The sequence below is a fragment of the Sorangium sp. So ce117 genome (assembly GCF_051524395.1).
Lineage (GTDB): Bacteria > Myxococcota_A > Polyangia > Polyangiales > Polyangiaceae > Sorangium > Sorangium cellulosum_B.
The window spans coordinates 11755223-11780527 of record NZ_CP150309.1 but is presented as its reverse complement, the minus strand read 5'-3'; the positions used below and the strand labels follow the sequence as shown (position 1 = coordinate 11780527).

Here is a 25305-nt window from a genome sequence, read left to right as displayed (position 1 = left end):
GCGATGCTGGCGGCTGCGTGCGATCGCCCGGCGACGCCGACGCCACCGCGACCACCGCAGGTTCGTCGCGGCTCGGGACTGGGAAATCCCACCGCACACGCCCGCGGGCTCGGCGCCCGCCCAGGACGCACGTTCCCCTTGACAGGACCGGCGCCGGCAAGTAATTGGCCTTCATGAAATTGAAAACGATATTCATTTTCGATGTGTGATACAGCACCGTGACGGCCCACGGCGTCAGCGGCGCGGGGGACTCCACGACGCGGGCCGTCTAGCTCCCGGCGAGCAAGCCGTCGTCGCGCAGTTCGCCGACGGCGGTGCCGGGTAGCGAATCTGCGAATCGCACGCGGGGCAACACGCACGCGCTCACGCAGGCAACGAACCGCAAACAAGACCACAACACAGGGCAACGCATGGATCTTCGGCACATCAATGAGCTCCAACAAGTCATCGAGCGCCTCACGGAGTTCACCTCTCGGGTCAAGGAGAAATCCGGGGATGCGACGCTTCGTCAAGAGGCCCAAGGTCAACTCGACGTCTTAGGCCAATTACCCGGCGTCTTGAGGTACTTCTTTATCGACGAGGAGAAAGACAGCTGTCTTGCCCGATCTCCGGACGCGGAGATCGTGCGAAAACCCATCCATTCGGACAAGGAGTTCTCTTGCACTCCAATCTTCATCGTTGGAAATAGGAGGTCTGGGACGACGCTGCTGTCGTACCTGCTCAACGCGGCGGACGGTCTGTCAGCCGTCCCGGAGGCCTTCGTCGCGGGCGAGATCGTCGCGATGGACCGGTTGTTCACCACCGGCCATCGCGCGATGAAATTGCTCAACGAGCCGTTCACGCATTTCCTTCTGAGAATGGGCCGCCTCGTCGACGCCATCTACAGCGAGTATGCGGCGAGCAAGGGCAAGCGGCGATGGGCCTCGAAGGAGCTGTTCATCCCTCACAAGCTGGATCTCCTGGACGCGATATTCGACTACCGCGCTCAGTTCATCTACGCGGTACGACACGGGTTCAGCGTGGCGCACTCGTGCGCATCGAGATTCCCGATGCGCGACGGATTGCCGCTGAACGGCGGCACGAGCCTGGACGTCGAAACATACCTCAACGAATGGGTCTCGAACAATGAGTCGACGATGGACTTCTACGAGAGGAACACGGATCGATGTTTCCTCGTCCGATACGAGGAGTTCACGAGGGATCCGCTGTCGACGGGCAAGAAGCTGTTCGAGTTTTTGCACGAGCCATGGACAGACGAGCTCGTCAACAAGAAATTGGGCAAGCAACAGCTTCATGGCATGGGAGACAACAAGATCTTCGCCACAGGGGGCAAGGTCCTCGCCGCAGAAGAGCCATGGCGCAAGTGGCCCAAGGCATTGTTGAGCACGCTCGGCCGCAAGGCGAATCCCACCCTTCAGCGTCTTGGGTACGACACCGAGGGATGAAGCCTATCGGATCGCCCCACACGACTTCAGATCGGCGTCGATCGCGGATCCGTCGAGGCGTCGAGCTCCGATGCGGATTTTTGCGATGCTCTCATCCGTCGGATGGATGGGCATCGCGCCCTGAATGACATTCCTGCTGCCTGGACCAAGGCGTGAGTCATGAGCGTCCGCGGCCCAGGCGGCGGACGGATTCGAGGTCTCCGTCGTGCGCTGCGCACCGGTCCCGGACGCGCCGCCATCGCCGCGCCATTCGTTCGTGACAGGAGCTCTTTTGAGCGATGCCGCTCATTTCCCTTGACTGACTCGGGTAAGTGATTCACATGACGACCAAGACGATATTGAAAGTAATGTTCATTTTCACGCATGGCGCAGGATCTGCGACATGTAGGTAAACTGCTTCTTGGCGCCTCGCGATCGATCACGGCGCAGTGCATCGCGAGGTGCGGAGCCCGAGAGCCTTGGGGTGCGAACCGGCCTCGTCGTCGGGCTTTCTTTTTCGATCGGAGCTGAGGTGGCGATGACGTCGAACCGATCCCATGGGCATGCGATCAGCGATCGCGGCGCGGCCGAGCCCGCGACGCTGGTCGCGCTGCTGAGGCGCAGCGCGGAGCAGCGCCCGGCCGGGCACGCCTACACCTTCCTGCTCGACGGGGAGGCGGACGCCCGCGCGATGACGTACGGCGAGCTCGATCGGCGGGCGCGCGCGCTCGCGGCGGAGCTCCAGGCCGGCGCGCAGGCGGGTGACCGCGCGCTCCTGCTGGTGCCGCCGGGGCTCGACTTCATCGCCGCTTTCTTCGGCTGCCTCTACGCGGGGCTCGTCGCGGTGCCCGTCCCTCTGCCGCAGCGCAAGAGCGGGCTGATGCGCGTGCTGGCCATCGTGCGCGACTGCCGGCCGAGCGTCGTGCTCACCACCGAGGCGTTCCTGGGCGCGGTGACGATGCTCCGCGACGACCCGAGCTTCGCCGAGCTGAGCCACCTGCGCTGCATGGCCGTCGACACGATCCGGGACGGCCAGGAAGACGCGTGGCGAGCGCCGCGCGTGACCGCCGAGACCGTGGCGTTCCTCCAGTACACGTCGGGCTCGACCGGGACGCCCAAGGGCGTGGTGCTCACGCACGGCAACCTGCTGCGCAACGAGCTCATGATCCAGCGCGCGTTCGCGCACACCGCGGAGAGCGTGATCGTCGGGTGGCTGCCGCCGCACCACGACATGGGGCTCATCGGCAACATCCTCCAGCCGCTCTACGTGGGCGTGCCGTGCATCCAGCTCGCGCCCGAGCACTTCCTGATGAGGCCGCGGCGCTGGCTGGAGGCGATCTCTCGCTACCGGGCCACGACGAGCGGCGGGCCGAACTTCGCCTACGAGCTGTGCATCCGCAAGATCCCCCCGGAGCAGCGGGAAGGGCTCGATCTCGGCTCATGGAAGGTGGCCTTCAACGGGGCCGAGCCGATCCGGGCGGCGACGCTCGACCGCTTCGCCGAGGCGTTCGCGCCTGCGGGGTTCCGGCGCGACGCGTTCTATCCCTGCTACGGGCTGGCCGAGGCGACGCTGCTCGTGACCGGCGGAGCGGCCGACGCGCCGCCCGTCGTGCGCGCCGTCGACCGCGTGGGGCTGGCCCAGGGAGATGCGGTGTTCGAGCCGCGCAGGCCAGAGGACGGTGTCTCCCTCGTGGGCTGCGGGGGATCACCCGCAGGCGACGAGGTGCGGATCGTCGATCCAGAGACGCTCAGGCCCTGCAAGGACGAGCGCGTCGGGGAGATCTGGGTCGCCGGAGCGAGCGTGGCCCAGGGCTACTGGGAGCGGCCGGAGGAGACGGCGCTGACGTTCGAGGCCCGGCTGTCCACGGGAGAAGGGCCGTTCCTGCGGACCGGCGATCTGGGGTTCTCCTCGCGCGGCGAGCTGTATGTGACGGGCCGGCTCAAGGACCTGATCATCGTCCGCGGGCGCAACATTTACCCGCAGGACATCGAGCTCACCTCGGAGGAGAGCCACCCGGGCCTCCGCGCCGGCGGCGGCGCGGCGTTCTCGGTGGACGTCGACGGCGAGGAGCGGATCGTCATCGTCCAGGAGCTCGGGCGGCGCGCGCCCGCGTCGGAGCCGGCGGAGCTCGGGGCGGCGATCGAGCGCGCCGTGGCCGACCGGCACGAGGTCGCGGTCCACGCGGTCGTGCTCATCAAGCCGGGGAACCTGCCGCGGACCACGAGCGGCAAGGTGCAGCGGAGGGCGTGCCGCGCCCGGTTCCTGGACGGGAAGCTGGACGCGGTGTGGCAGTCGGCGAGCGCCGACCACTCGCCGCGCGCGGGCGCCGAGGCCGAGAGCGCGGAGCCGCCGCAGACGGCGCTGGAGAGCACGCTGGCAGGCATCTGGGCCGAGGTGCTGGGGCGCGGGCGGGTCGGCCGCAGCGAGGAGTTCCTGAGCCTGGGCGGCGATTCGCTGCGGGCCATGCAGGTGAGCGGCCGGGTGAGCGAGGCCCTCGGCATCGACGTGGGGGCGGCGCAGCTCTTCGAGTCGACGACGGTCGCGGCGCTCGCGGCCTGGATCGAGGCGAGGCAGGCCGGCGCGCCCGCGGGCGGCGCGGCGGGTGGGGCCGCGCCGATGACGCCGGTGGAGCGGCCGGAGCGACTGCCGCTGTCCTTCGTGCAAGAGCGCCTGTGGTTCCTCGAACAGCTGGTCGCAGGCGCGCCCGTCTACCACATCGCGGCGGCGGTGCGGCTCTCCGGAGCCCTCGATACAAGCGCCCTGGAGCAGGCGGTGACGGCGCTCGCGGCCCGCCACGAGGCGCTGCGCACCAGCTTTCCCTCCGTCGAGGGGCAGCCGCTCCAGAGGATCGCGCAGGCTGCGCCGGTCGCGCTGCCAATCAAGGACCTGAGCGCCCTCGCCGAGGAGGACCGGGAGCCGGCGCTGCAAGCGCGCCTGCGCGAGGAGGCGCGGCGCGCGTTCGACCTCGCCGAGGCGCCGCCCGTGCGCTGGACGCTCCTCCGCGCGAGCGAGCGAGAGCACGTGCTCTCGGTCACTTGCCATCACCTCATCGCGGACGGCTGGTCGATGAACGTGCTCCTGCGGGAGCTCTCGCTGCTCTACGGCGCCTTCGCCGCGGGGCGGCCCCCGGCGCTCGCGCCGCTCGCGCTGCAGCAGGCGGATCACGCGCTGTGGCAGCGCCAGAACGAGCAGGCGGCGGCGCGCGAACGGGAGCTCTCGTACTGGCGCGACCGGCTGAAGGGGCCTGTGCCTCCCCTCGAGCTCCCGACGGATCGGCCGCGGCCCGCGGTCCAGACCTACGCAGGGGCGCGCGAGGAGCTCGCGCTGCCGCCGGAGCTCGTGGCGCGGCTGAGCGCGCTCGGGCGGCGGACGGGCGCCACGCTGTTCACGATCGTGGCGGCGGGGCTCTTCTCGCTGCTGCACCGGTACACGGGCCAGGGCGATGTCTGCATCGGGACGCCGGTGACCGCGCGGCCGCGGGCGGCGCTGGAGGGCGTCGTCGGGTGCCTGCTCAACACCCTGGCGCTGCGCGTCGACCTCTCGGGGAATCCCAGCGTCACCGAGCTCCTCGCCCGCGTCCGCGCGGCGATCCTCGAGGGGCAGGCGCACCAGGAGGTGCCGTTCGAGCGCGTCCTCGAGGCGCTGTCCCTCGAGCGGAACCTCAGCCACACACCCCTGTTCAACGTGATGATCACCATGGATCCCGCGCCCGAGCAGGCGCCGGAGATCCCCGGCCTCTCGATCGGCGTGCAGCGGGTGGACACGGGGACGGCCCAGTTCGATCTGGCGCTCAACCTGGTCCCCAACGGGCAGGGAGCGCGCGGCGCCTGGGAATACAACACCGATCTCTTCGACGGCGCGACGGTCGCGCGGATGACACGGCACCTCCTCGCCCTCCTCGAGGGCTTCGTCGCCGCTCCAGAGATCCGGCTGGCCGATCTGCCGATGATGGATGCGGCCGAGCGAAGGCAGGTCCTCGCCGGCTGGAACGCGACCGAGCGCGCGACTCCGGACGAGCGGCGCGTCCACGAGCTCTTCGAGGCGCAGGCGGAGCGGGCGCCGGACGCCGCGGCGGTGATCTTCGATGAGGAGCGGCTGAGCTATCGAGAGCTCAACGAGCGCGCCAACCAGGTGGCTCACGCGCTCAGGAAGCGCGGCGTGAGGCCGGACGTGCTCGTGGCCATCGCGGCAGAGCGCTCCGTCGAGCTCGTCGTCGGGCTGCTCGGCATCCTCAAGGCCGGCGGCGCCTACGTGCCCATCGACCCGGAGTATCCCGCGGACCGCATCGCGTTCATGCTCGAGGACGCGGGAGCGCCGGTCCTGCTGAGCCAGCGGCCCGTGGCGTCGCGCCTGCCGGCGCGCGGCGCTGAGGTGCTGTGCCTGGACGCGGATCGCGCCGAGATCGACAGGGAGCCGACTGGCAACCTCGCGACCCCGCTGTCGCCGGACAACCTCGCTTATACGATCTACACCTCCGGCTCGACCGGGCGTCCCAAGGGCGCCGGCAACAGCCACCATGGCCTGCTCAACCGCCTGCAATGGATGCAGGAGCGTTACGGCCTCACCCCGGATGACCGGGTGTTGCAGAAGACACCCTTCAGCTTCGATGTCTCGGTCTGGGAGTTCTTCTGGCCCTTGATGATCGGCGCCGGCCTCGTCGTCGCCAGGCCCGGCGACCACCGCGACGGCGAGCGGCTCGTCGAGCTGATCACGCGGCACGGCGTCACCACGCTGCACTTCGTCCCGCCCATGCTCCAGGCCTTCCTGGAGACGCCGGGCGCGGCCTCGTGCCGGTCGCTGCGCCGGATCATCTGCAGCGGCGAGGCGCTGCCGGCGGAGCTCGCGCGGCGGTGCTTCGAGCGGCTCGAGCAGGCAGAGCTGCACAACCTCTATGGTCCGACCGAGGCATCCATCGATGTGACGTCCTGGGCCTGCCAGCGAGGGGACACCTCCGCCTCGGTGCCCATCGGGTACCCCATCGCCAACACGCAGATCTACCTGCTCGATCGCCACGGCCAGCCCGTGCCCGCCGGCGTCGCCGGCGAGCTCCACATCGGCGGCGTCGGCCTCGCCCGCGGCTATCACCGGCGGCCCGACCTGACCGCGGAGCGCTTCGTGCCCGATCCGTTCGGCTCCGCTCCGGGAGGGCGGCTGTACAGGACTGGCGATCTGGCGCGCCGCAGGCCCGATGGAGCCATCGAGTTCCTCGGCCGCCTCGACTTCCAGGTCAAGATCCGCGGCCTGCGCGTCGAGCTCGGCGAGATCGAGGCGCGCCTGCTCCAGCACCCCGGCGTCGGCGAGGCCGTCGTCCTCGCCCGCGACGAGGCCCACGACGGAAAGCGCCTCGTCGCCTACGTCGCCGGCCGCGACGGCGCGGAGCTGGAGCCCGGAGCGCTGCGCGCCTGGCTCGCCGAGGCCCTGCCGGCCTACATGGTGCCAGCGCCCATCGTCGTGCTCGAGGGGCTGCCGCTGTCGCCCAACGGCAAGGTCGACCGCCGCGCCCTGCCCGCGCCCGAGCAGCTCGACGCGCCCGCCAGGGCCGTGACGCCGCCGCGAACCGACCTGGAGCGCACCATCGCGGCGCTCTGGCGAGAGGTGCTGTCGGTCCCGCAGGTCGGCATTCACGACAACTTCTTCGATCTGGGCGGACACTCGCTCTCGCTGGCCAAGGTCCACAGCCGGCTGCGCGACACGGTGGACCGTGATCTGCGGCTGCTTGTCCTGTTCCAGCACCCCACCATCGCCTCGCTCGCGGCGGCGTTGAGCCGGGATCCCGGCGCCGAGACGGCGCCGCAGGGCGGAGCGCCGGAGGGCGAGCGGGCGAGGGCCGCGCAGCAGCGGCGCGGAGAGATCTTCGCGCGCCGGCGCGGCGGACTGGAGACCAAGAAATGACCACACCGACAAGCGGCGAGCCCCGCCCGGGCCTGGACATCGCGATCATCGGCATGGCCGGGCGCTTCCCGGGCGCGCCGGACGTGACGGCGTTCTGGCGAAACCTCTGCGCGGGCGTCGAGTCCGTCGCGATCCTCACCGACGAGGAGCTCCGCGGCGCGGGCGTGGACCCCGCGCTGATCGCGCGGCCCGAGTACGTGCGGGCGCGCGCGGTGCTCGACGACATCGAGATGTTCGACGCGGAGCTCTTCGGGTTCACGCCGCGCGAGGCCGCGGCGCTGGATCCGCAGCACCGGCTGTTCCTGGAGTGCGCGTGGGAGGCGTTCGAGAGCGCCGGGATCGATCCCGAGCGCGCGGGCGGCCCGGTCGGCGTGTACGCCGGATCGAGCCTGAGCGGGTACCTGGCCCACCTCTTCCCGGACGGGCCGCGCCTGCAATCGGCGGCGGACGTCGCGGCGCTCCTCGCGCTCGACAAGGACTTCCTCACGACCCGCGTGTCGTACAAGCTGAACCTGGAAGGGCCGAGCATCGCCGTGCAGACGGCGTGCTCCACGTCGCTCGTCGCCGTGCACCTGGCCTGCCAGGGGCTGCTCACCGGCGAGTGCGATCTGGCGCTTGCAGGCGGCGCCTCCGTGAGCGTCCCGCAGAAGAGCGGGTACCTCTACCAGGAAGGCGCGATCGCGTCGCCCGACGGGCACTGCCGCGCGTTCGACGCAGGCGCCCGCGGCACCGTCGGCGGCAGCGGCGTCGGCGTGGTCCTCCTGAAGCGGCTCGACGACGCCATCGCGGATCGGGACGCGATCATCGCGGTCATCAAGGGATCGGCCATCAACAACGACGGCCGGGCCAAGGTCGGGTACACCGCGCCGCGCGTCGACGGCCAGGCGCGCGCGATCCGCGCGGCCCACGCGGCCGCGGGCGTGGACGCGGACTCCATCACGTACGTGGAGGCGCACGGCACCGGGACGCCGCTCGGCGATCCGATCGAGATCGCCGCGCTGACCCAGGTGTTCCGCGCGACGACCGAACGGAAGGGCTTCTGCGCGATCGGCTCGGTGAAGACCAACGTCGGGCACCTGGACGCGGCCGCGGGGGTCGCCGGGCTGATCAAGGCGGCGCTCGCCGTGGCCCACGGGAACATCCCGCCGAGCCTGCACTTCCGCGCGCCGAACCCGGCGCTCGACCTCGAGAACAGCCCCTTCCGCGTGGCCGCCGAGCTCGCGGCCTGGTCGACCCCCGGCGCGCCGCGCCGCGCCGGCGTGAGCTCCTTCGGCATCGGCGGCACGAACGCGCACGTCGTCCTCGAAGAGGCGCCGCCCGCGCCGGAGGCGGACCCGCCCAGGCCGTGCGAGCTGCTCGTGCTGTCGGCCCGGTCGAGCGCGTCGCTCGAGCGCCTGAGCGACGCGCTCGCGGAGCACCTGGAGACCCACGGCGATCTCGAGGTCGGCGACGTGGCGTTCACGCAGCAGCTCGGGCGCCGGGCGTTCGGCCACCGCCGCGCCGTGGTGTGCCGCTCGCGGGAGGAGGCGGCGCGCGCGCTGCGCGATCGCAGCGACGCGGTGCGCACCGGCGGGCCCGCGGCCGGGCCGCGGCCGGTCGCGTTCCTGTTCCCCGGGCAGGGCACCCAGCGGCCCAACATGGGCCGCGATCTCTACGAGACCGAGCCCGTGTTCCGGGCCGAGGTCGACGCCTGCGCTGCGCTGCTCCAGCGCCACCTGGGCACGGACCTCCGGGCGCTGCTGTTCCCGGCGCCCGCGGACGTCGAGGACGCGGCGAGGCGGCTCGATCGGACGTCGATGACGCAGCCGGCGCTGTTCGTCGTGGAGTACGCGCTCGCCCGGCTGTGGATGGCCTGGGGCGTGACGCCCGACGCGATGCTCGGGCACAGCGTGGGCGAGTACGTGGCCGCCTGCCTCGCGGGGTGCCTGTCGCTCGAGGACGCCGTGGCGCTGGTGGCGGCGCGGGGGCGGCTGATGGAGGCGACGCCGGACGGGGCGATGCTCGCGGTGTCCGCGGCCGAGGCGGACGTCGCGGGCTGGCTCGGCGACGAGGTCGCGCTGGCCGCCGTCAACGGGCCGCGGCAGTGCGTGCTGTCCGGAAGGGCGGCGGCGATCCAGCGGGTCGAGCAGGAGCTCGCGGGCCGGGGGATCGAGGCGCGCCGGCTGCGCACGGCGCGCGCGTTCCACTCGCACCTGATGGAGGGCGCCCTCGCGGCGTTCCGTGAGGCGGTGGGCAGGGTCACGCTGCGGACGCCGCGCATCCCGTGGATCTCGAACGTCAGCGGGAACTGGATCACCGCGGCCGAGGCGCAGGACCCCGCGTACTGGGTCCGGCACCTCCGCAGCACGGTGCGCTTCGCTGAGGGCGTGAAGACGCTGCGGGAGCAGTCGGAGCGGATCTTTCTGGAGGTCGGGCCGGGGCAGACGCTCACGGCGCTGAGCCGGCAGCTCGCGGGGGAGTCGCTGGCGCTCGCGTCGATGCCCATGGGGCGCGAGCCTGGAAACCAGGGCGCGGCGGGGGCGGCGCTGCTCGACGCGGTCGGGCAGGTCTGGACGGCCGGCGCTGCGGTGGACTGGGCAGGCCTGCAGGCGGGGCGACACCGGCGGCGCGTCGCGCTGCCGGCGACCCCGTTCGAGCGAAAGCGGTACTGGCTGGAGCGGCCCGACGCGAGGGAGGCGACCTCAACCTCGGTCGGCTGCTCGACCTCAACCTCGGTGCGAGCGTCGTCGTCCGATCTGGATGGATTTTTCTACGTCCCGTCGTGGAAGCGCTCCCCCCTGGAACCGCTCGCACCCGCGGCGGACGCCGACGAGGCGCGCTGGCTCGTCTTCACGGACGAGGAGGCGATTGGCCACCGGCTCGTGGAGCGGCTCGAGCGCGCCGGCCGGCAGGTCACCCGTGTCCGGAGCGGCGAGCGCTTCGAGCGCGTCGCGGAGCGCTCCTTCACGCTCCGCCTGGACCAACCCGAGGACTACGCCGCGCTCATCCGCGACCTCGGCGCAAGCGCGGGGCCGCCCACGCGCGTCGTGCACGCCTTCAGCCTCGGCGACCCGCGCGGCCACCACGACGCCGCACGAGAGACGCAGCTCGACCCGGGCGCGTTCCGCGAAGCGCAGCGCCGCGGCTCCGCCAGCCTTCTCTGGCTGGCACGGGCGCTGGGCCAGCAGCCCGGAGCCGCCCACCTCGTCGCCCTCGCCAGCGGCCTGCACGACCTGACCGGCCGGGAATCCCTGCGCCCCGAGCACGCCCCGCTACTCGGCATCTGCAGGAGCGTCCCGCTGGAGTACCCCCACGTGCGCTGCCGCGTGATCGACCTCGAGGCCCCCGTCCCGGACGCCTCCGAGGCCGATCGCGTCGTCGAGCGGATCCTCGCGGAGGCGCGCTCCGACGCCGCCGACACCGTCGTCGCCTACCGCGGCCACCACCGCTGGGCACCCGCCGTCGAACCGGTCGCGCTGAGGCCAGCCCAGGGGGCGCACCCCTTGCTGCGAGAGCGCGGCGTCTACCTCATCACCGGCGGGCTGGGAGGCATCGGCCTCCGGCTCGCGGACCACCTCGCCCGCACGGTGCGCGCGCGGCTCATCCTCACGGGTCGCTCCGCGCCGACCGACGAGCAACGCGCACGGCTCCTCTCGCTCGAGCAGGCCGGCGCCGAGGTGGTCGCGCTGCGCGCCGACGTCGCCGACGCCTCGCAGATGCGCGCCGCCGCGCGGGAGGCGCTCGACCGGTTCGGCGCCCTGCACGGCGTGATCCACGCGGCCGGGGTCGCCGCTGGCGGGCTCATCGACCGGCTGACCGCGGACGCGCTGGACGCGGAGCTCGGCCCCAAGGCGCTCGGCGCGCTGTCGATCGACGAGATCGCCCGCGCCCACGAGCCGGATTTCGTCCTGCTCTGCTCCTCGATCACCGCGCTGAGCGGCGGCCTCGCCCGCGCAGGCTACGCGGCCGCCAACGCGTTCCTCGACGCGTACGCGCAGGCCTGCGCGCGCAGGGGAGGTCCGTACACGGTCGCCGTCAACCTCGATCGCTGGCGCAACGTCGGCATGGCGGCCCGCGCCGAGGCGCGCCTCCTGGCCCTCGGGCTCGACGACGTGATCCTCGACGGGATGAGCCCGGAAGAAGGCCAGCAGGTCTTCCACCGCGTCCTGAGCCAGGCGGCCCTGCCGCAGGTGATCGTCTCGGTCCGCCCGCTCCACGGCCTGCCCAGGGACGATGAGGGCGCCGCCCTGGCGCGGCGGCTCGGCGCCGGCGACGCCGCGGCGACCGCCGGCAGCGATGCGCCGCGCAGGCGCGACGAGACAGCGGCCGCCGGCGCAGAGAGCCTTTCACCCGAGGCGATCACAGCGCAGGTGACCGCAATCTGGGCGCGGGCATTCGGCCTCGATCCCATCGACCCAAAGAAGGACTTCTTCTCCCTCGGCGGCGAGTCGCTCCTCGCCCTGCAGATCCTCAACCGCGTCCGGGAGACGTTCCAGGTGGAGGTGCCGCTCCGTGAGTTCTTCGAGCGGCCGACCGTGGCCGCGCTCGCGGAGCGCATCCACAAGGCGCGAGGGCAACACGCGCCCGCGAGCCCCGAGCCGGCCCTGGTCGCGCTGCCACGGACCGCGAGGCGACTCCCCGGCGCCGGAAGCTCGCGCGCGCCGGCGCGAGAGGACGGCGAGCCGGCCCCCCCGAAGGGCGAGCCGGCCCCCTCGAAGGAGAAGGGACGATGAGGGTGCTCGCCTTCCTCGTGCGCCGCTCGCTCCGGCCCCTGGTCCTCGCCATCGCCGCCGGCGTGGTCAGCGGGCTCTCGAGCGCCGGCCTCATCGCGCTCGTCCAGGAGGCGCTCTCCGCGGACGGCCGCCCCGCGGCGCGGCTCGCATGGGCCTTCGCGGGGCTCGCCGCCCTCGCCGTGCTGAGCAGGGCCGTGTCCCAGGTGCTCCTGACCCACCTGGGACAGGCCATGATCGCGGAGCTCCGGATGCAGCTCAGCCAGCGCATCCTCGAGGCGCCGCTGCGCCACATCGAGCAGCTCGGCCCCCACCGGCTCCTGGCGGCGCTCAACGACGATCCGGCCGTCATCACGCAGGCGTACGTCAACCTGCCCCTGCTGTGCGTCAACGTGGCCACCGTCCTCGGCTGCCTGGCGTATATCGGGCGGATCTCGTGGTGGGCGCTCGCGACCGTGCTGGGCGCCATGGCGGTCGGCGCGGTGCTCTTCCGGGCGCACGAGACGCGCGCGATCGGCGCCTTCAGGCGCGCCCGCGAGACGAGCGACGCCCTGTTCCAGCACTTCCGCGGGCTGACGAGCGGGATCAAGGAGCTCAAGATGCACCGCGGGCGCAGCCGCGCGTTCCTGTCCGACGTCCTCCGCGGCAGCGTCACGACCTACGGGCGGGAGTTCGTGGCGGGCACCACCGAGTACTCCATCGCGATGGGCTGGGGCACGCTGCTCTTCTACGCCGTCCTCGGGCTCGCCCTGTTCGTCCTGCCGGGCTGGGCAGGGCTGACGCCGCCGGCGGTGTCCGGCGTGGTGCTGGCGATGCTCTTCCTGCTGACGCCGTTCGCGCAGACGGTCGAGTTCCTGCCGGCGGTCGGGCGCGCCAGCGTCGCGCTCGCAAAGGCGAGCGAGCTCGGGCTCGCGCTGACGCCGGAGGCGGCGACCGAGCCACACGAGGCGCCGCCGCGCGGAGGCGGCACGGAGGGCGCGCGCGCATGGCAGCGCATCACGCTCTCCGGCGTCACGCACCGTTATTACCGCGAGAAGGAAGAAGGGAGCTTCCAGCTCGGGCCCATCGATCTGACCTTCAAGCCCGGCGAGCTCGTGTTCCTCGTGGGCGGCAACGGCAGCGGCAAGACGACGCTGTCCCTCCTGCTCCTCGGGCTCTACGCGCCGGAGTCCGGCGAGATACGGCTCGATGGCGTGCCCGTCGACGACTCGAACCGCGACCAGTATCGACAGCTCTTCTCGGTCATCTTCGGGGAATACCACCTCTTCGAGCACCTGCTCGGCCTGAACGGCCCCGATCTCGACGAGCGCGCGCGGCGCTATATCGAGCGGCTGCAGCTCGATCGCCGGGTGCACGTCGAGGAGGGCGCCCTCCGCGTGAGCGGGCTGTCGCAGGGGCAGCGCAAGCGCCTCGCCCTGGTCACCGCCTACCTCGAAGACCGGCCGTTCTACGTCTTCGACGAGTGGGCGTCCGACCAGGACCCGCAGTTCCGGAAGATCTTCTACACGGAGCTCCTCCCGGAGCTCCGGGCGAGGGGCAAGACCGCCCTCGTCATCACCCATGACGACCAGTACTTCGCGCTCGCGGATCGCTGCCTGCGGCTCGATTTCGGCCGGCTGACGCAACTGCCCGCGAGCGGCGTGGATCGGCGATCGACGCGGGACGAGCACGCCGGCGTCCGCGGCCACGAGGCCTTCAAGGCGGCGGAGCAGGAGATATGAGCCGCAGAGTCCACCCGCTCCTCCTCTCGGCGCTCGCCTCGCTGGCAATCGCCGGCTGCGCGGACGGGCCCCAGGGCGGCGCCCGCGCCCCGGCGCCGCGCGCCGGCAGCGCGATGGCCCTGCCGGGCCTGGAGAGCGCGGTGACGGTCACGACCGATCGCCTGGGGATCCCCACGATCCGCGCCGCCTCGCGGCAGGACGCCCTCCGGGCCCTCGGCGTCGTCACGGCGCGCGACCGGCTGTTCCAGCTCGACCTGCTCCGCCGGAGCAGCGGAGGGCGGCTCGCGGAAGTCCTCGGGCGCGATCTGCTGGCGGCCGATACCCGGCAGCGGCTGTACGGCGTGCCGCATGCCGCGTCGGCGATCCTTGCGCGCCTTCCGGAGCGCCAGCGCGCCGCGCTCGACGCGTACACCGAGGGCGTCAATGCGGTTCTCCGGAGCGCGGAGACGCTGCCTGTCGAGTTCCAGAAGCTGGGCTATCGGCCCGAGCCGTGGCGCCCGGAGGACAGCGTCCTCGTCGTGCTGGGGATGTTCAACGCGCTCAGCGTCAGCGAGGATCTGGAGCGGACGCGCACCGTCCTTTCGCGCAGCCTCCCGAAGGGCGTGACGTCCTTCCTGCTCGAAGACATCGATCCTTACACGAGGGTGCTGCTCGGCGCGGCGGCGCCCGCGACGCCGCCACTGCCCGCCGAGGAGCTGCGGGCGCTGGTGGCCCAGGGCCGGAGGGCGCACGCGTGGAACGGCGGGGTGCTCAGCGCGGCCTCCGGCGAGGCGCCGGTCGGCTCGAACGGCTGGGCGGTGGCCGGCCAGAGGACGAGCGACGGCCGCGCCCTGCTCGCGAACGACATGCACCTGGAGCTCGGCGTTCCCAACATCTGGTATCGCGCGGAGCTCCGTTATGGCGACAGCGAGGTCGCGGGCGTCGTGCTGCCCGGCGTGCCCTTGGTCATCGTGGGGACGAACCGCCATGTCGCCTGGGGGATGACCAGCCTCGACGGCGACGTGATGGATCTCGTCCAGCTCGAGGTCCACCCCGCGCGCCCCGACGAGTACCGGACGCCCTCGGGGTGGAAGCGGTTCGAGGTCGCAGAGGAGACGATCAAGGTCCGCGGCGAGCCCGACGTCACCGTCACGGCCCAAAGGACGATCTGGGGACCCGTCGCGCCGCGGCCGCTCCTGGGAGCGAAGGTCGCGATCCGCTGGACGGCGCTCGATCCCGAGGGGGTCGACCTCGGTCTCCTCGAGATGGATCGGGCCCGGAGCGTCGATGAGGCAACCCTCGTGATGAACGCCGCCGGCGGGCCCGGGTGCAACGTGCTGCTCGCCGACCGGAGCGGCCGCGTCGCGTGGACGGTGACCGGGCGCATGCCCCGGCGCCGAGGCTTCGACGGCGCGGTCAGCGTCTCGTGGGCGGACGGACGCGCGGGCTGGGAAGGTTACCTGCCCCCCGCCGCGCTGCCGCGCGTCGTGGATCCTCCGTCGGGGTTCGTCGTCAACGCCAACCACCGCATGCCGCTCGTCGGGGGCGCGCCGGCGCTCGGGCGGGACTACGCGAACGGCTACCGCGCCTACCGCATCACCGAGCGCCTGCGCGAGGCGCGGAAGGTCACCGAGGCGGACCTGCTCTCGCTGCAGCTCGATACGCGGGCCGAGTTCTACGGCTTCTACCGCGACCTCGCGCTGCGCGCGCTCACCGGAGAGGCGGTGTCGAGGCGGCCTTCGCTCGCCGAGGCGCAGCGCGCGGTGGCGGCATGGGACGGCCGGGCGGACGCGTCGAGCGTCGGCCTGCCGCTCCTCGATCGGTTCCGCAGCGTCCTGGCCCGCGAGGTGTTCGCCGCGTGGCTCGGCGCGAGCCGCGCCGCGGAGCCGACGCTGGAGCTCGAGCTGCCCGACATCGACACGCCCTTGCAGCGCGCGCTCGACGAGCGCTCAGCCGATCTCGTGCCGGCGCCGGAGGGCGGCTGGGACGCCTTCGTCCTCGCGGCGCTGGAGAAGGCCATGACCGCGGTCAAGCAGGAACACGGCGGACAGCCCGTCGACCAGATCGCATGGGGCGCGGTGAGCCGGGTGCAGATCGCGCACCCGCTCGGCGTGACGCCGGAGCTCGCCGCGCGCCTCAACATGCCCGACGAGCCGCTGCCGGGGTGCGACGTCTGCGTGCGCCTGGTGAGCGACACGCTCGCCGCGAGCGAGCGGCTCGTGGTCTCGCCGGGACACGAGCAGGAAGGAATCCTGCATATGCCGGCCGGGCAATCGGGCGACCCGCTGTCGCCCCACTACCGCGATCAGCAGCGCGCCTGGGTCGACGGGCGCCCGCTGCCGCTCCTGGCAGGCCCGGCCGCGCACACGCTCACGCTCGTCCCCGAGCGCCCATAACGCCTTTCACCCCACCCCATCTCGCAACGCATCTCGAACGGAGGAGCCCAATGGCGAACGAAGAGCACGAAGACAACACCGTTTACAAAGTCGTCGTGAACCACGAGGAGCAGTACTCGATATGGCCCGAGTACCGGGAGAACCCCGTCGGCTGGCGCGACGCGGGCAAGGCCGGCACCAAGGCGGAGTGCCTCGAGCACATCAAGGAGGTCTGGACCGACATGCGGCCGCTCAGCCTCCGCAAGCGGATGGAGGAGGGCCGGTCGTCGTGACCGACTCGAGCGCTTCGTCAACGTCAGTTACGTCAGCTACGTCAGCGGCGTCGCGAGAGGCGCCCGAGGGCGCCGCGCTCCGGAGGGCGGCGGGCCTCTCGCGGACCTGCTTCCCCGGCGGCGCGCTGCCGCTCATCGCGAGCCCGGTCGAGCGCGGCGACGTCGACGATGTCGTCGACGTCTCGCCGCTCGCCGCGGAGATCCGGGCGTGCGCGGAAGAGGAGCTCTCCCGGCACGGAGCGGTGCTGTTCCGCGGCTTTCCGGTCCGATCGCTCGCCGACTTCCACGCCTTCGTCCGGCTCGTGACGCCGGAGCTCCTCGACTACACGTTCGGGTCGACGCCGCGCTCCCACGTGCAGGACCGCATCTACACGTCGACGGAGTACCCCGCTCACCAGCACATCCCGCTTCACAACGAGCAGTCGTACACGCTCGATTGGCCTCTCAAGATCTGGTTTCACTGCGCGCAGGCCGCGCCCGAGGGGGGCAGCACCCCGCTCGCGGACAGCCGCGAGGTCTTCCGGCGCATCCCTGCCCGGCTGCGGGAGCGCTTCGCGGCAAAGCGGGTGATGTACGTGCGCAACTACGGAAACGGCCTGGACCTGCCGTGGCAGCAGGTCTTCGGCACGAGCGACCGGGCCGAGGTCGAGCGCTTCTGCCGGGCGGCAGGCATCGAGTACGTGTGGAAGCCCGACGGCGAGCTGCGCACACGGCAGGTGTGCCAGGCCGTGGCCACCCACCCGAGCACCGGCGAGCACGTGTGGTTCAACCAGGCTCACCTGTTCCACGTCTCCAACCTGGAGCCGGCCGCGCGAGAGGCGCTCCTCTCGATCTTCGCCGAGGAAGACCTGCCCCGCAACGCCCTCTACGGCGACGGATCACCCATCGAGAGCGCCGCGCTCGACGAGATCCGCGAGGTGTACAGGCAGCTCGCCGTGGAGTTCCCCTGGCAAGAGGGCGACGTGCTCCTCGCGGACAACATGCTGGTCGCCCACGGGCGCGCGCCCTTCCGCGGCCCGCGCAAGGTGCTTGTAGCCATGGCCGAGCCGTACCGGGCCAAAGCCTCCTGAGGTTCTTTCATGCGTGAGGATGTCTTCGTTTTTCCGATGAGCTCCGCCCAGGAGCGGCTGTGGTTTCTCGCCCAGCTCGAGCCGGAGAGCGCTTCGTACAACCTGGCAACGGCCGTGCGACTCACCGGATCGCTCGACGTCGCCGTGGTGGAGCGGTGCCTCTCCGAGATCGTGCGCCGGCACGAGATCCTGCGCACGACGTTCGCCGTCGTCGACGGCCAGCCCTCCCAGGTCGTCCAGCCGGAAGCAGCGCTGCAGATCGAGCGGCGGGACCTCGGCGCCCTGCCGCCCGGGCAGCGCGACGCCGAGGTCCGGCGCCTGATCGAGCGCGAGACGCGGCGGCCGTTCGATCTGGTGAACGGCCCGCTGCTCCGGCTCACGCTCCTGCGGCTCGGATCGGAAGAACACGTCCTCCTCTGGGTGGTTCACCACATCGTCTTCGACGGGTGGTCCACGAGCCTGGTCCTCGGGGAGTTCGCCGCGCTGTACACGGCGTTCGCCGCGGGCCGGCCCACCCCGCTCGCCGAGCCGACGCTCCAGTACGCGGACTTCGCGCACTGGCAGCGCCAGCGCGTCGAGGGCGGATTGCTCGAGGCGCAGCTCGCCTACTGGACAAAGAGGCTCTCGGGACAGCCGGGGGTGCTGGAGCTGCCCACGGATCGCCCGCGGCCGGCGACCCAGCGGTACCGGGGCGCGCGGCACTTCTTCCGCGTGCCCAGCGCGCTCGCCGAGGCGCTCGGCGCCCTCGCGCGGCGCGAGGGGACGACCCTGTTCTCGGTGCTGACGGCGGCGTTTCAGGCCCTCCTCGCCCGCCACGCGGGGACGTTCGATATCAGCGTAGGCACGCCGGTGACGAACCGGAGCCGAGCCGAGCTCGAAGGGGTCGTCGGGTGCTTCGCCAACACCGTCGTGCTCCGCACCGCGCTCGAAGGGGATCCGCCGTTCACGCAGCTGCTCGCGCGGGTCACGGAGACCGTGCGCGAGGCGCAGGCGCACCAGGACGCGCCGTTCGATCAGGTCGTGGAGGCCGTGAGCCCGGTCCGGGACCTGAGCCACGCGCCGCTCTGCCAGGTGATGTTCGCGCTCCAGCCGGTGCTCCGGCAGCCGCTCCAGGTCCCGGGACTCGGGGTGCGCCTCCTCGATCTGGACGTGGGCGGCGCCCAGTTCGATCTCTCGCTCGACATCGCGCCCGACGAGGACGGGCTGGCCGGCGCGCTCGAATACGACACCGACCTGTTCGACGAGGCCACGATCGCGCGGATGGCGGACCACCTGCTGCGCTTGTTCGCCGGCGCGGCGGCGAGCCCGGGGACGCGCCTGTCGGAGCTGCCGATGCTCCAGGCCGAGGAGCAACGACAGGTGCTCGGGTGGAGGACGACCGGGGCGCTCCGCCGGACCCCGCGCGACGTGCACCGGATGTTCGAGGAGCACGCAGCGAGCGCGCCCGAGGCGACGGCCGTCGTCCACGAGGAGCGGCAGATCACGTACGGCGAGCTCGATCGGAGGGCCAACCAGCTGGCGCGGCTCCTCCGGCGGCGAGGCGTGGGGCCGGAGGTCCGCGTGGGCATCTGCCTTCCGCGCTCGATCGGGATGATCGCCGCCGTGCTCGGCGTGCTGAAGGCGGGCGGCGCCTACGTCCCGCTCGATCCCAACCTGCCGCGGGAACGGCTCGCCGCGCTGATCGCCGGCGCCGGGATCCGCGTGGTGATCGCCCACGGCGACGCGGCGGCCGGCCAGCCCGCCGGCGTGGACGTGATCGATCTCGACGCCTCCTTCACGTGCGTGCGCAGCGAGCCCTCGGCACCGCGCGACGTCGAGGCCGAGCCGGCGCCCGAGCAGGCGGCCTACATCCTCTACACGTCCGGCTCGACGGGGGCGCCCAAGGGCGTCGTGGTCCCGCACCGGGCGATCGCGAGCTTCGTCGACGTCGCGGCGGGGGTCTACGAGATCTCCTCGAGAGACCGGGTGCTGCAGTTCGCGTCGCTGAGCTTCGACGCGAGCGCCGAGGAGATCTTCCCGTGCCTCGCGCGAGGCGCGACGCTCGTGCTGCGCACCGACGCCATGCTCGAGTCCGTCGCCGGGTTCCTCGCGGCGTGCAGCGCGTGGGGCGTGACCGCGGCGGTGCTGCCGACCATGTACTGGCACCGCATCGTCGCGGGGCTCGCCGAGGGCGTGACCCTGCCGGCGTGCCTCCGGCAGATCGTCATCACCGGCGAGGCGGCCTTGCCCGAGCGCGTGAGCGCGTGGCGGGCGTCGCCCGCGGCCGGGCGCGTGCGCCTCTTGAACGCCTACGGTCCGACCGAGACCACCGTGACCGCGACGGTCAGCAACCTGACGGCCGCCGCGGACCCGCGCGATGCGTGGGCCGTCCCCATCGGCCGGCCGATCGCGAACACGCGGGCCTACGTGCTCGACCCCGCGGGTCGGCCGGTGCCGGCCGGCGTCGTCGGAGAGCTGTACCTCGGCGGCCAGGGGCTCGCGCGCGGGTACTGGGCGCGCCCGGATCTGACGGCGGAGCGCTTCGTCCCCGATCCGTTCGCGGAGCAGCCGGGAGAGCGGCTCTACCGGACGGGCGATCGGGCGCGGTGGCGGGCGGACGGGCAGCTCGAGTTCGCCGGCCGCGTGGATCATCAGGTGAAGCTTCGCGGCTTCCGGATCGAGCCCGGCGAGATCGAGGCGCGGCTCGGCGAGCAGCCCGGGGTGCGCGAGGCGGTCGTGATCGTGCGGCAGGACCGGCCGGAGGAGCGGCGGCTCGTGGCGTATGTCGCGGCCGGCACGGACGTGGCGCCGGAGGCGCTGCGGCGCGCGCTCAAGGAGCAGGTGCCGGACTACATGGTGCCCTCGGCGTTCGTGGTGCTGGAGGAGCTGCCGCACACGCCCTACGGGAAGATCGATCGACGCGCGCTGCCGGCGCCGGACGAGCCGAGCAGCGAGGCCCTGTCGCCGCGCACGGAGGCCGAGGCGGCGCTCGCGGGGATCTGGGCGGAGCTCCTCGGGCGGCCAGCGGTCGGGGTCCAGGAGAACTTCTTCGAGCTGGGCGGCGACTCGATCCTCGCGCTGCAGGTCGTCTCCCGCGCGCGGGCCGCGGGCCTCTCGCTCACGCCCCGGCAGATCTTCCAGCACCAGACGATCGCCGATCTGGCCGCGGTGGCGGCGCCGGCGTCAGCGCCGGTCGCGGAGGTGGAGCTCACCGGCGACGCGCCGCTCACGCCGATCCAGCGCTGGTTCTTCGATCTGGGCGGGCCGAGCCCGCACCACTGGAACCAGACGGTGCTGCTCGAGCTGCGGCAGCGGCTCTCCGTCGAGGCGCTCACAGCCGCGGTCCAGGCGACGGCCGACCATCACAGCGCGCTGCGGCTGCGGTTCACACGCGAGGCGGACGGATGGCACCAGCGCGCGACCGCCACGGCCGCCGCGGCGGTCACGCGGGTCGACCTGTCGGACCTCGCCGCCGAGGCGCAACCCGCGGCGCTGGCCCGCGCCGCAGGCGAGCACCAGGCGCGGCTCCACCTGGCCGAGGGGCCGCTCCTTCGCGCGGTCCTGTTCGATCTGGGCCCGGACCGCCCCGGCCGGCTCCTGCTCATCGCGCATCACCTCGTGGTCGACGCGGTCTCCTGGCGGATCCTGATCGAGGATCTCCAGACCGCCTACCGGCAGCACGACGGGGGCGAGGCGATCCGGCTGCAGGACGAGACGCTCTCCTTCGGCGCGTGGGCCCGACGCCTGTGCGCGCACGCCCGGTCCGAGGACGTGACGCGACAGGCAGAGGCGTGGCTCGCCGCGAGCCGCCCCACGGCGGCGCTGCCCGCGGACGATCCGGCCGGCGCGTCCCTCGAAGCGGAGACCCTCTATCTGACCCAGTTCCTCGGCGCCGAGGACACACGCGCGCTGCTGCAGGCGACGCCTGCGTACCGGATGCGCGTGGACGAGCTCCTGCTCGCGGCGTTCGCCGGGGCGCTGGCGCGGTGGACGGGCGATCCGGCCGTGCTCATCGACCTGGAGGGGCACGGGCGCGACGCGCTCGACGACGTGGATGTCTCCCGGACCGTCGGATGGTTCACGAGCATCAACCCCGTCCGGCTGAAGATCCCGGCCGGCGAGGCGCCTGACGGCGTGCTCAAGGCGCTGAAGGAGCAGCTCCGCGCGGTCCCGCGAGGCGGCGCCTCGTACGGGATGCTCCGGTACCTGAGCGAGGACGAGCGGGCGGCGCAGCTCCGGGAGCGGGCCGCGGCGCAGCTGAGCTTCAACTACCTCGGGCAGTGGGACGACCTCTTCGCGTCGAGCCCGCTGTTCGCGCACGCCGAAGGCGACGTTGGACGCAGCCAAGATCCACGCACGCCGCGGGGCTACGAGCTGGAGGTCGACGCGGCCATCGTCGGCGGGCGTCTCCGGGTGATGTGGAATTACAGCGGCGCCCGGTACCGGCCCGAGACGATGGCGCGGCTCAGCGAGGACTTCACGGCGCGTCTGCGCGCCCTCGTCGCGCACTGCCTCGCTCCGGACAGCGGCGGAACTACGCCCTCGGACTTCCCCCTCGCGCGGCTCGACCAGGCCCGGCTGGACCGCCTGCTGGGAGCCGGCCGCGACGTCGAGGACGTCTATCCCCTGAGCCCGCTCCAGCAGGGGCTGCTCTTCCACAGCCTGTGGGAGCCCGGCTCCGGCGTCTACGTCGAACAGGTGACGTGCAGGCTGGAGGGGGCGCTCGACGTCGACGCGTTCCGCAGGGCCTGGGAGGCCGTGATCCAGCACCACGGCGTCCTGCGCACGACCTTCGTGTGGGAAGGCGCCGACGAGCCGCTCCAGGTCGTGCGTCGCGGGGGCGCTGTCGAGGCGGTGGAGATCGAGCTCGAGGACCTCCGCGGCGCCGGTGCCGAGGAGCAGCGGGCGCGGCTTTCCGCCCGCATCGACGCGGATCGCGCGAGGGGCTTCGATCTGGCGCGGGGCCCGCTGATGCGCGTCTCGCTCCTGCGCCTCGGCGACGAAGCGTACCACGTGCTCTGGAGCCACCATCACCTGCTCCTCGACGGGTGGGCGGCGTCCCTCGTGCTGCAGGACGCCTTCGTCGCGTACGACGCCCTGCGCAGCGGCCGCCCGGTCGCGCTGTCGACTCGCCGACGCTACCGCGAGTACATCGCCTGGCTGCGCGAGCGGGACGCGAGCGCGGAGGAGCCGTTCTGGCGAGGCGCGCTCTCGGGCTTCAGCGCGGCGACGCCGCTGCCCCTCGACAACGTGACGCGCGAGGCGTCGGCCGACGGGGCGCGCGGGTACGGGGCGAAGATCGTCGCGCTGTCGGAGTCGGCGACGGCGCGGCTCCAGCGCTTCGCGCAGCAGCACCGCGTGACGGCGAGCACGCTCGTCCAGGCCGCCTGGGCGCTCTTGCTCAGCCGGGCTGCCCGGAGCGACGACGTGCTCTTCGGGATCACGGTGGCCGGGCGGTCGGCCCCGCTGGCCGGGATCGAGGCCATGGCGGGGCTCTTCATCAACACGCTGCCCCTGCGCGTGGCCGTGCCACGGGCCGCCACGGTCGCGAGCTGGCTGCGCGATCTCCAGGAGACGATCACCGAGCTCGGCGCCCACGAGCACACGCCGCTCGCGCAGACGCGGACGTACAGCGCGATCCCGGCGGGACAGCCGCTGTTCGAGAGCTTGCTCGTCTTCGAGAACTATCCCACCGATCCTCGGACCCAGCAGGGATTGCCCGGGCTCGACGTCCGCGAGGTCGCGTTCGCGGACCAGACCAACTACCCGCTCACGCTGGCCGTGCTGCCGGGAGCCGAGCTCCAGCTCCGCCTGTCCTATGACCGGCGGCGCTTCGACGAGGAGGCCGCTTCCCGCCTGCTCGGCCTCGTGGAGGGGGCGCTCCGGCAGCTCACCGGCCGCCCCGAGGCGCCCGTCGGCGAGCTGTCGCTCCCTGGCGAGCTGGAGTCCCGGCGTGTCGTGACGGAGTGGAACGCGACCGAGCGCGTGTATCCGGACGGGCGGCGCGTCCACGAGCTCTTCGAGGCGCAGGCGGAGCGGACGCCGGACGCCGTGGCGGTGATCTTCGACGAGAAGCGGCTGAGCTATCGAGAGCTCAACGCCCGCGCCAACCAGGTCGCGCACGCGCTCAGGCGGCGCGGGGTGGGGCCGGACGTGCTCGTGGCCATCGCGGCCGAGCGCTCGATCGAGATGGTCGTCGGGCTGTTCGGCATCCTGAAGGCGGGCGGGGCGTACGTGCCGATCGACCCGGAGTACCCCGCGGACCGCATCGCGTTCATGCTCGAGGACGCGGGAGCGCCGGTGCTCCTGAGCCAGTGGCCCGTCGCCTCCCGCCTGCCCGCGCACGGCGCCGAGGTGCTCTGCCTGGACGCCGATCGCGCCGAGATCGACAGGGAGCCGACTGGCAATCTCGCCACGCCGGTGTCGCCGGACAGCCTCGCTTACACCATCTACACCTCGGGCTCGACAGGGCGGCCCAAGGGCGCCGGCAACAGCCACCGTGGCCTGCTCAACCGGCTTCAGTGGATGCAGGAGCGCTACGGGCTCACCGCGGAAGACCGCGTGCTCCAGAAGACCCCGTTCAGCTTCGATGTCTCCGTCTGGGAGTTCTTCTGGCCCTTGATGACCGGCGCAGGCCTCGTCGTCGCCAGGCCCGGCGACCACCGCGACGGCGAGCGGCTCGTGGAGCTGATCACCCGCCACGGCGTCACCACGCTCCACTTCGTCCCGCCCATGCTCCAGGCCTTCCTGGAGACCCCCGGCGCGTCGTCGTGCCGATCGCTACGGCGCGTCGTCTGCAGCGGCGAGGCGCTGCCCGCCGAGCTCGCGCGCCGGCTCTTCGAGCGGCTCGAGCACGCCGAGCTCCACAACCTCTACGGGCCGACCGAGGCAGCCATCGATGTCACCTCCTGGGCCTGCTCGCGAGGCGACGCCTCGACTTCGGTGCCCATCGGACATCCCATCGCCAACACCCAGATCTACCTGCTCGACCGCCACGGACAGCCCGTGCCGGTCGGCGTCGCCGGAGAGCTCCACATCGGCGGCGTCGGCCTCGCCCGCGGCTATCACCGGCGGCCCGCCCTCACCGCGGAGCGCTTCGTACCCGATCCGTTCGGCTCCGCGCCCGGCGGGCGGCTCTACAGGACTGGCGATCTGGCCCGCCACAGGCCCGACGGAGCCATCGAGTTCCTCGGCCGCCTCGATCACCAGGTGAAGATCCGCGGCCTGCGCGTCGAGCTCGGCGAGATCGAGGCGCGCCTGCTCCAGCACCCGGAGGTCCAGGAGGCCGTCGTCGTCGCGCGCGACGAGGCCCACGGCGGAAAGCGCCTCGTCGCTTATGTGGCAGGACGCGACGGGTCGGCGCCCGAGCCGGAGGCGCTGCGCGCGTGGGTCGGCGAGACGCTCCCGGCCTACATGGTGCCTGCGCCGATCGTCGTCCTGGAGCGACTGCCGCTCTCCCCGAATGGCAAGGTCGACCGCCGCGCCCTGCCAGCGCCCGAGGCGGCGGCGCTCGGCCATCGTCCCTACGTCGCGCCCCGGACCGAGGCGGAGCGGATCCTCGCGGAGGTCTGGGCGGAGGTGCTGCACCGCCCGCAGGTCGGCGTCGAGGACAACTTCTTCGAGCTGGGCGGCGACTCGATCGTCACCTTGCAGGTCATCGCGCGCGCCGCCCAGCGGGGGCTGCGGCTCTCGCCCAAGCTGCTCTTCGAGCACCCGACCGTGGCCGAGGCCGCGGCGCAGCTGACCGTGGCGCCCGAGCCGATCGAGGCGCCGCCCGCGCCGCCGCCCGCCCCCGAGGCCCCTGATGCCGGCCTCTCCGCGGAAGAGTGGAGCGCTCTCCTGGACGAGCTTCAAAGGTGAAC

8 protein-coding genes are annotated in these 25305 nt (G+C 72.5%); all 8 read left to right on the top strand.

Translation table 11 applies throughout. The features are described from left to right. The first annotated feature begins 410 nt into the window (after positions 1 to 410). The 8 genes from WMF46_RS44120 (at position 411) to WMF46_RS44085 (ending at position 25303) form a co-directional block, all read left to right on the top strand. Positions 411 to 1445 (top strand): sulfotransferase family protein, encoded by a 1035-nt coding sequence (locus WMF46_RS44120; protein WP_437982709.1) that lies wholly within the window; start codon positions 411 to 413, stop codon positions 1443 to 1445. Positions 1446 to 1962: 517 nt separating this feature from the next. Then, positions 1963 to 7317, top strand: a complete 5355-nt coding sequence (locus WMF46_RS44115; RefSeq protein WP_437982708.1) for an amino acid adenylation domain-containing protein — start codon at positions 1963 to 1965, stop codon at positions 7315 to 7317. After that, entirely contained in the window at positions 7314 to 12029 is a 4716-nt protein-coding gene (locus WMF46_RS44110) for a type I polyketide synthase (protein WP_437982707.1), read from the top strand. Before WMF46_RS44115 ends, WMF46_RS44110 begins: the two co-directional genes overlap by 4 nt. Beyond that, complete coding sequence (locus tag WMF46_RS44105; protein WP_437982706.1) at positions 12026 to 13747, top strand: cyclic peptide export ABC transporter; 1722 nt, start codon at positions 12026 to 12028, stop codon at positions 13745 to 13747. The genes WMF46_RS44110 and WMF46_RS44105 overlap by 4 nt, the downstream gene beginning before the upstream one ends. After that, complete coding sequence (locus tag WMF46_RS44100; protein ID WP_437982705.1) at positions 13744 to 16122, top strand: penicillin acylase family protein; 2379 nt, start codon at positions 13744 to 13746, stop codon at positions 16120 to 16122. The genes WMF46_RS44105 and WMF46_RS44100 overlap by 4 nt, the downstream gene beginning before the upstream one ends. Before the next feature lie 50 nt (positions 16123 to 16172). Next, positions 16173 to 16394, top strand: a complete 222-nt coding sequence (locus WMF46_RS44095; RefSeq protein WP_437982704.1) for an MbtH family protein — start codon at positions 16173 to 16175, stop codon at positions 16392 to 16394. Next, the gene (locus WMF46_RS44090) at positions 16391 to 17464 is read left to right on the top strand and encodes a TauD/TfdA family dioxygenase (RefSeq protein ID WP_437982703.1); all 1074 of its coding nucleotides are present in this window, start codon (positions 16391 to 16393) and stop codon (positions 17462 to 17464) included. The genes WMF46_RS44095 and WMF46_RS44090 overlap by 4 nt, the downstream gene beginning before the upstream one ends. Before the next feature lie 36 nt (positions 17465 to 17500). Continuing rightward, positions 17501 to 25303: an amino acid adenylation domain-containing protein gene (locus tag WMF46_RS44085; RefSeq protein ID WP_437982702.1), complete on the top strand. Its 7803-nt coding sequence runs from the start codon at positions 17501 to 17503 to the stop codon at positions 25301 to 25303. Positions 25304 to 25305: the final 2 nt, after the last annotated feature.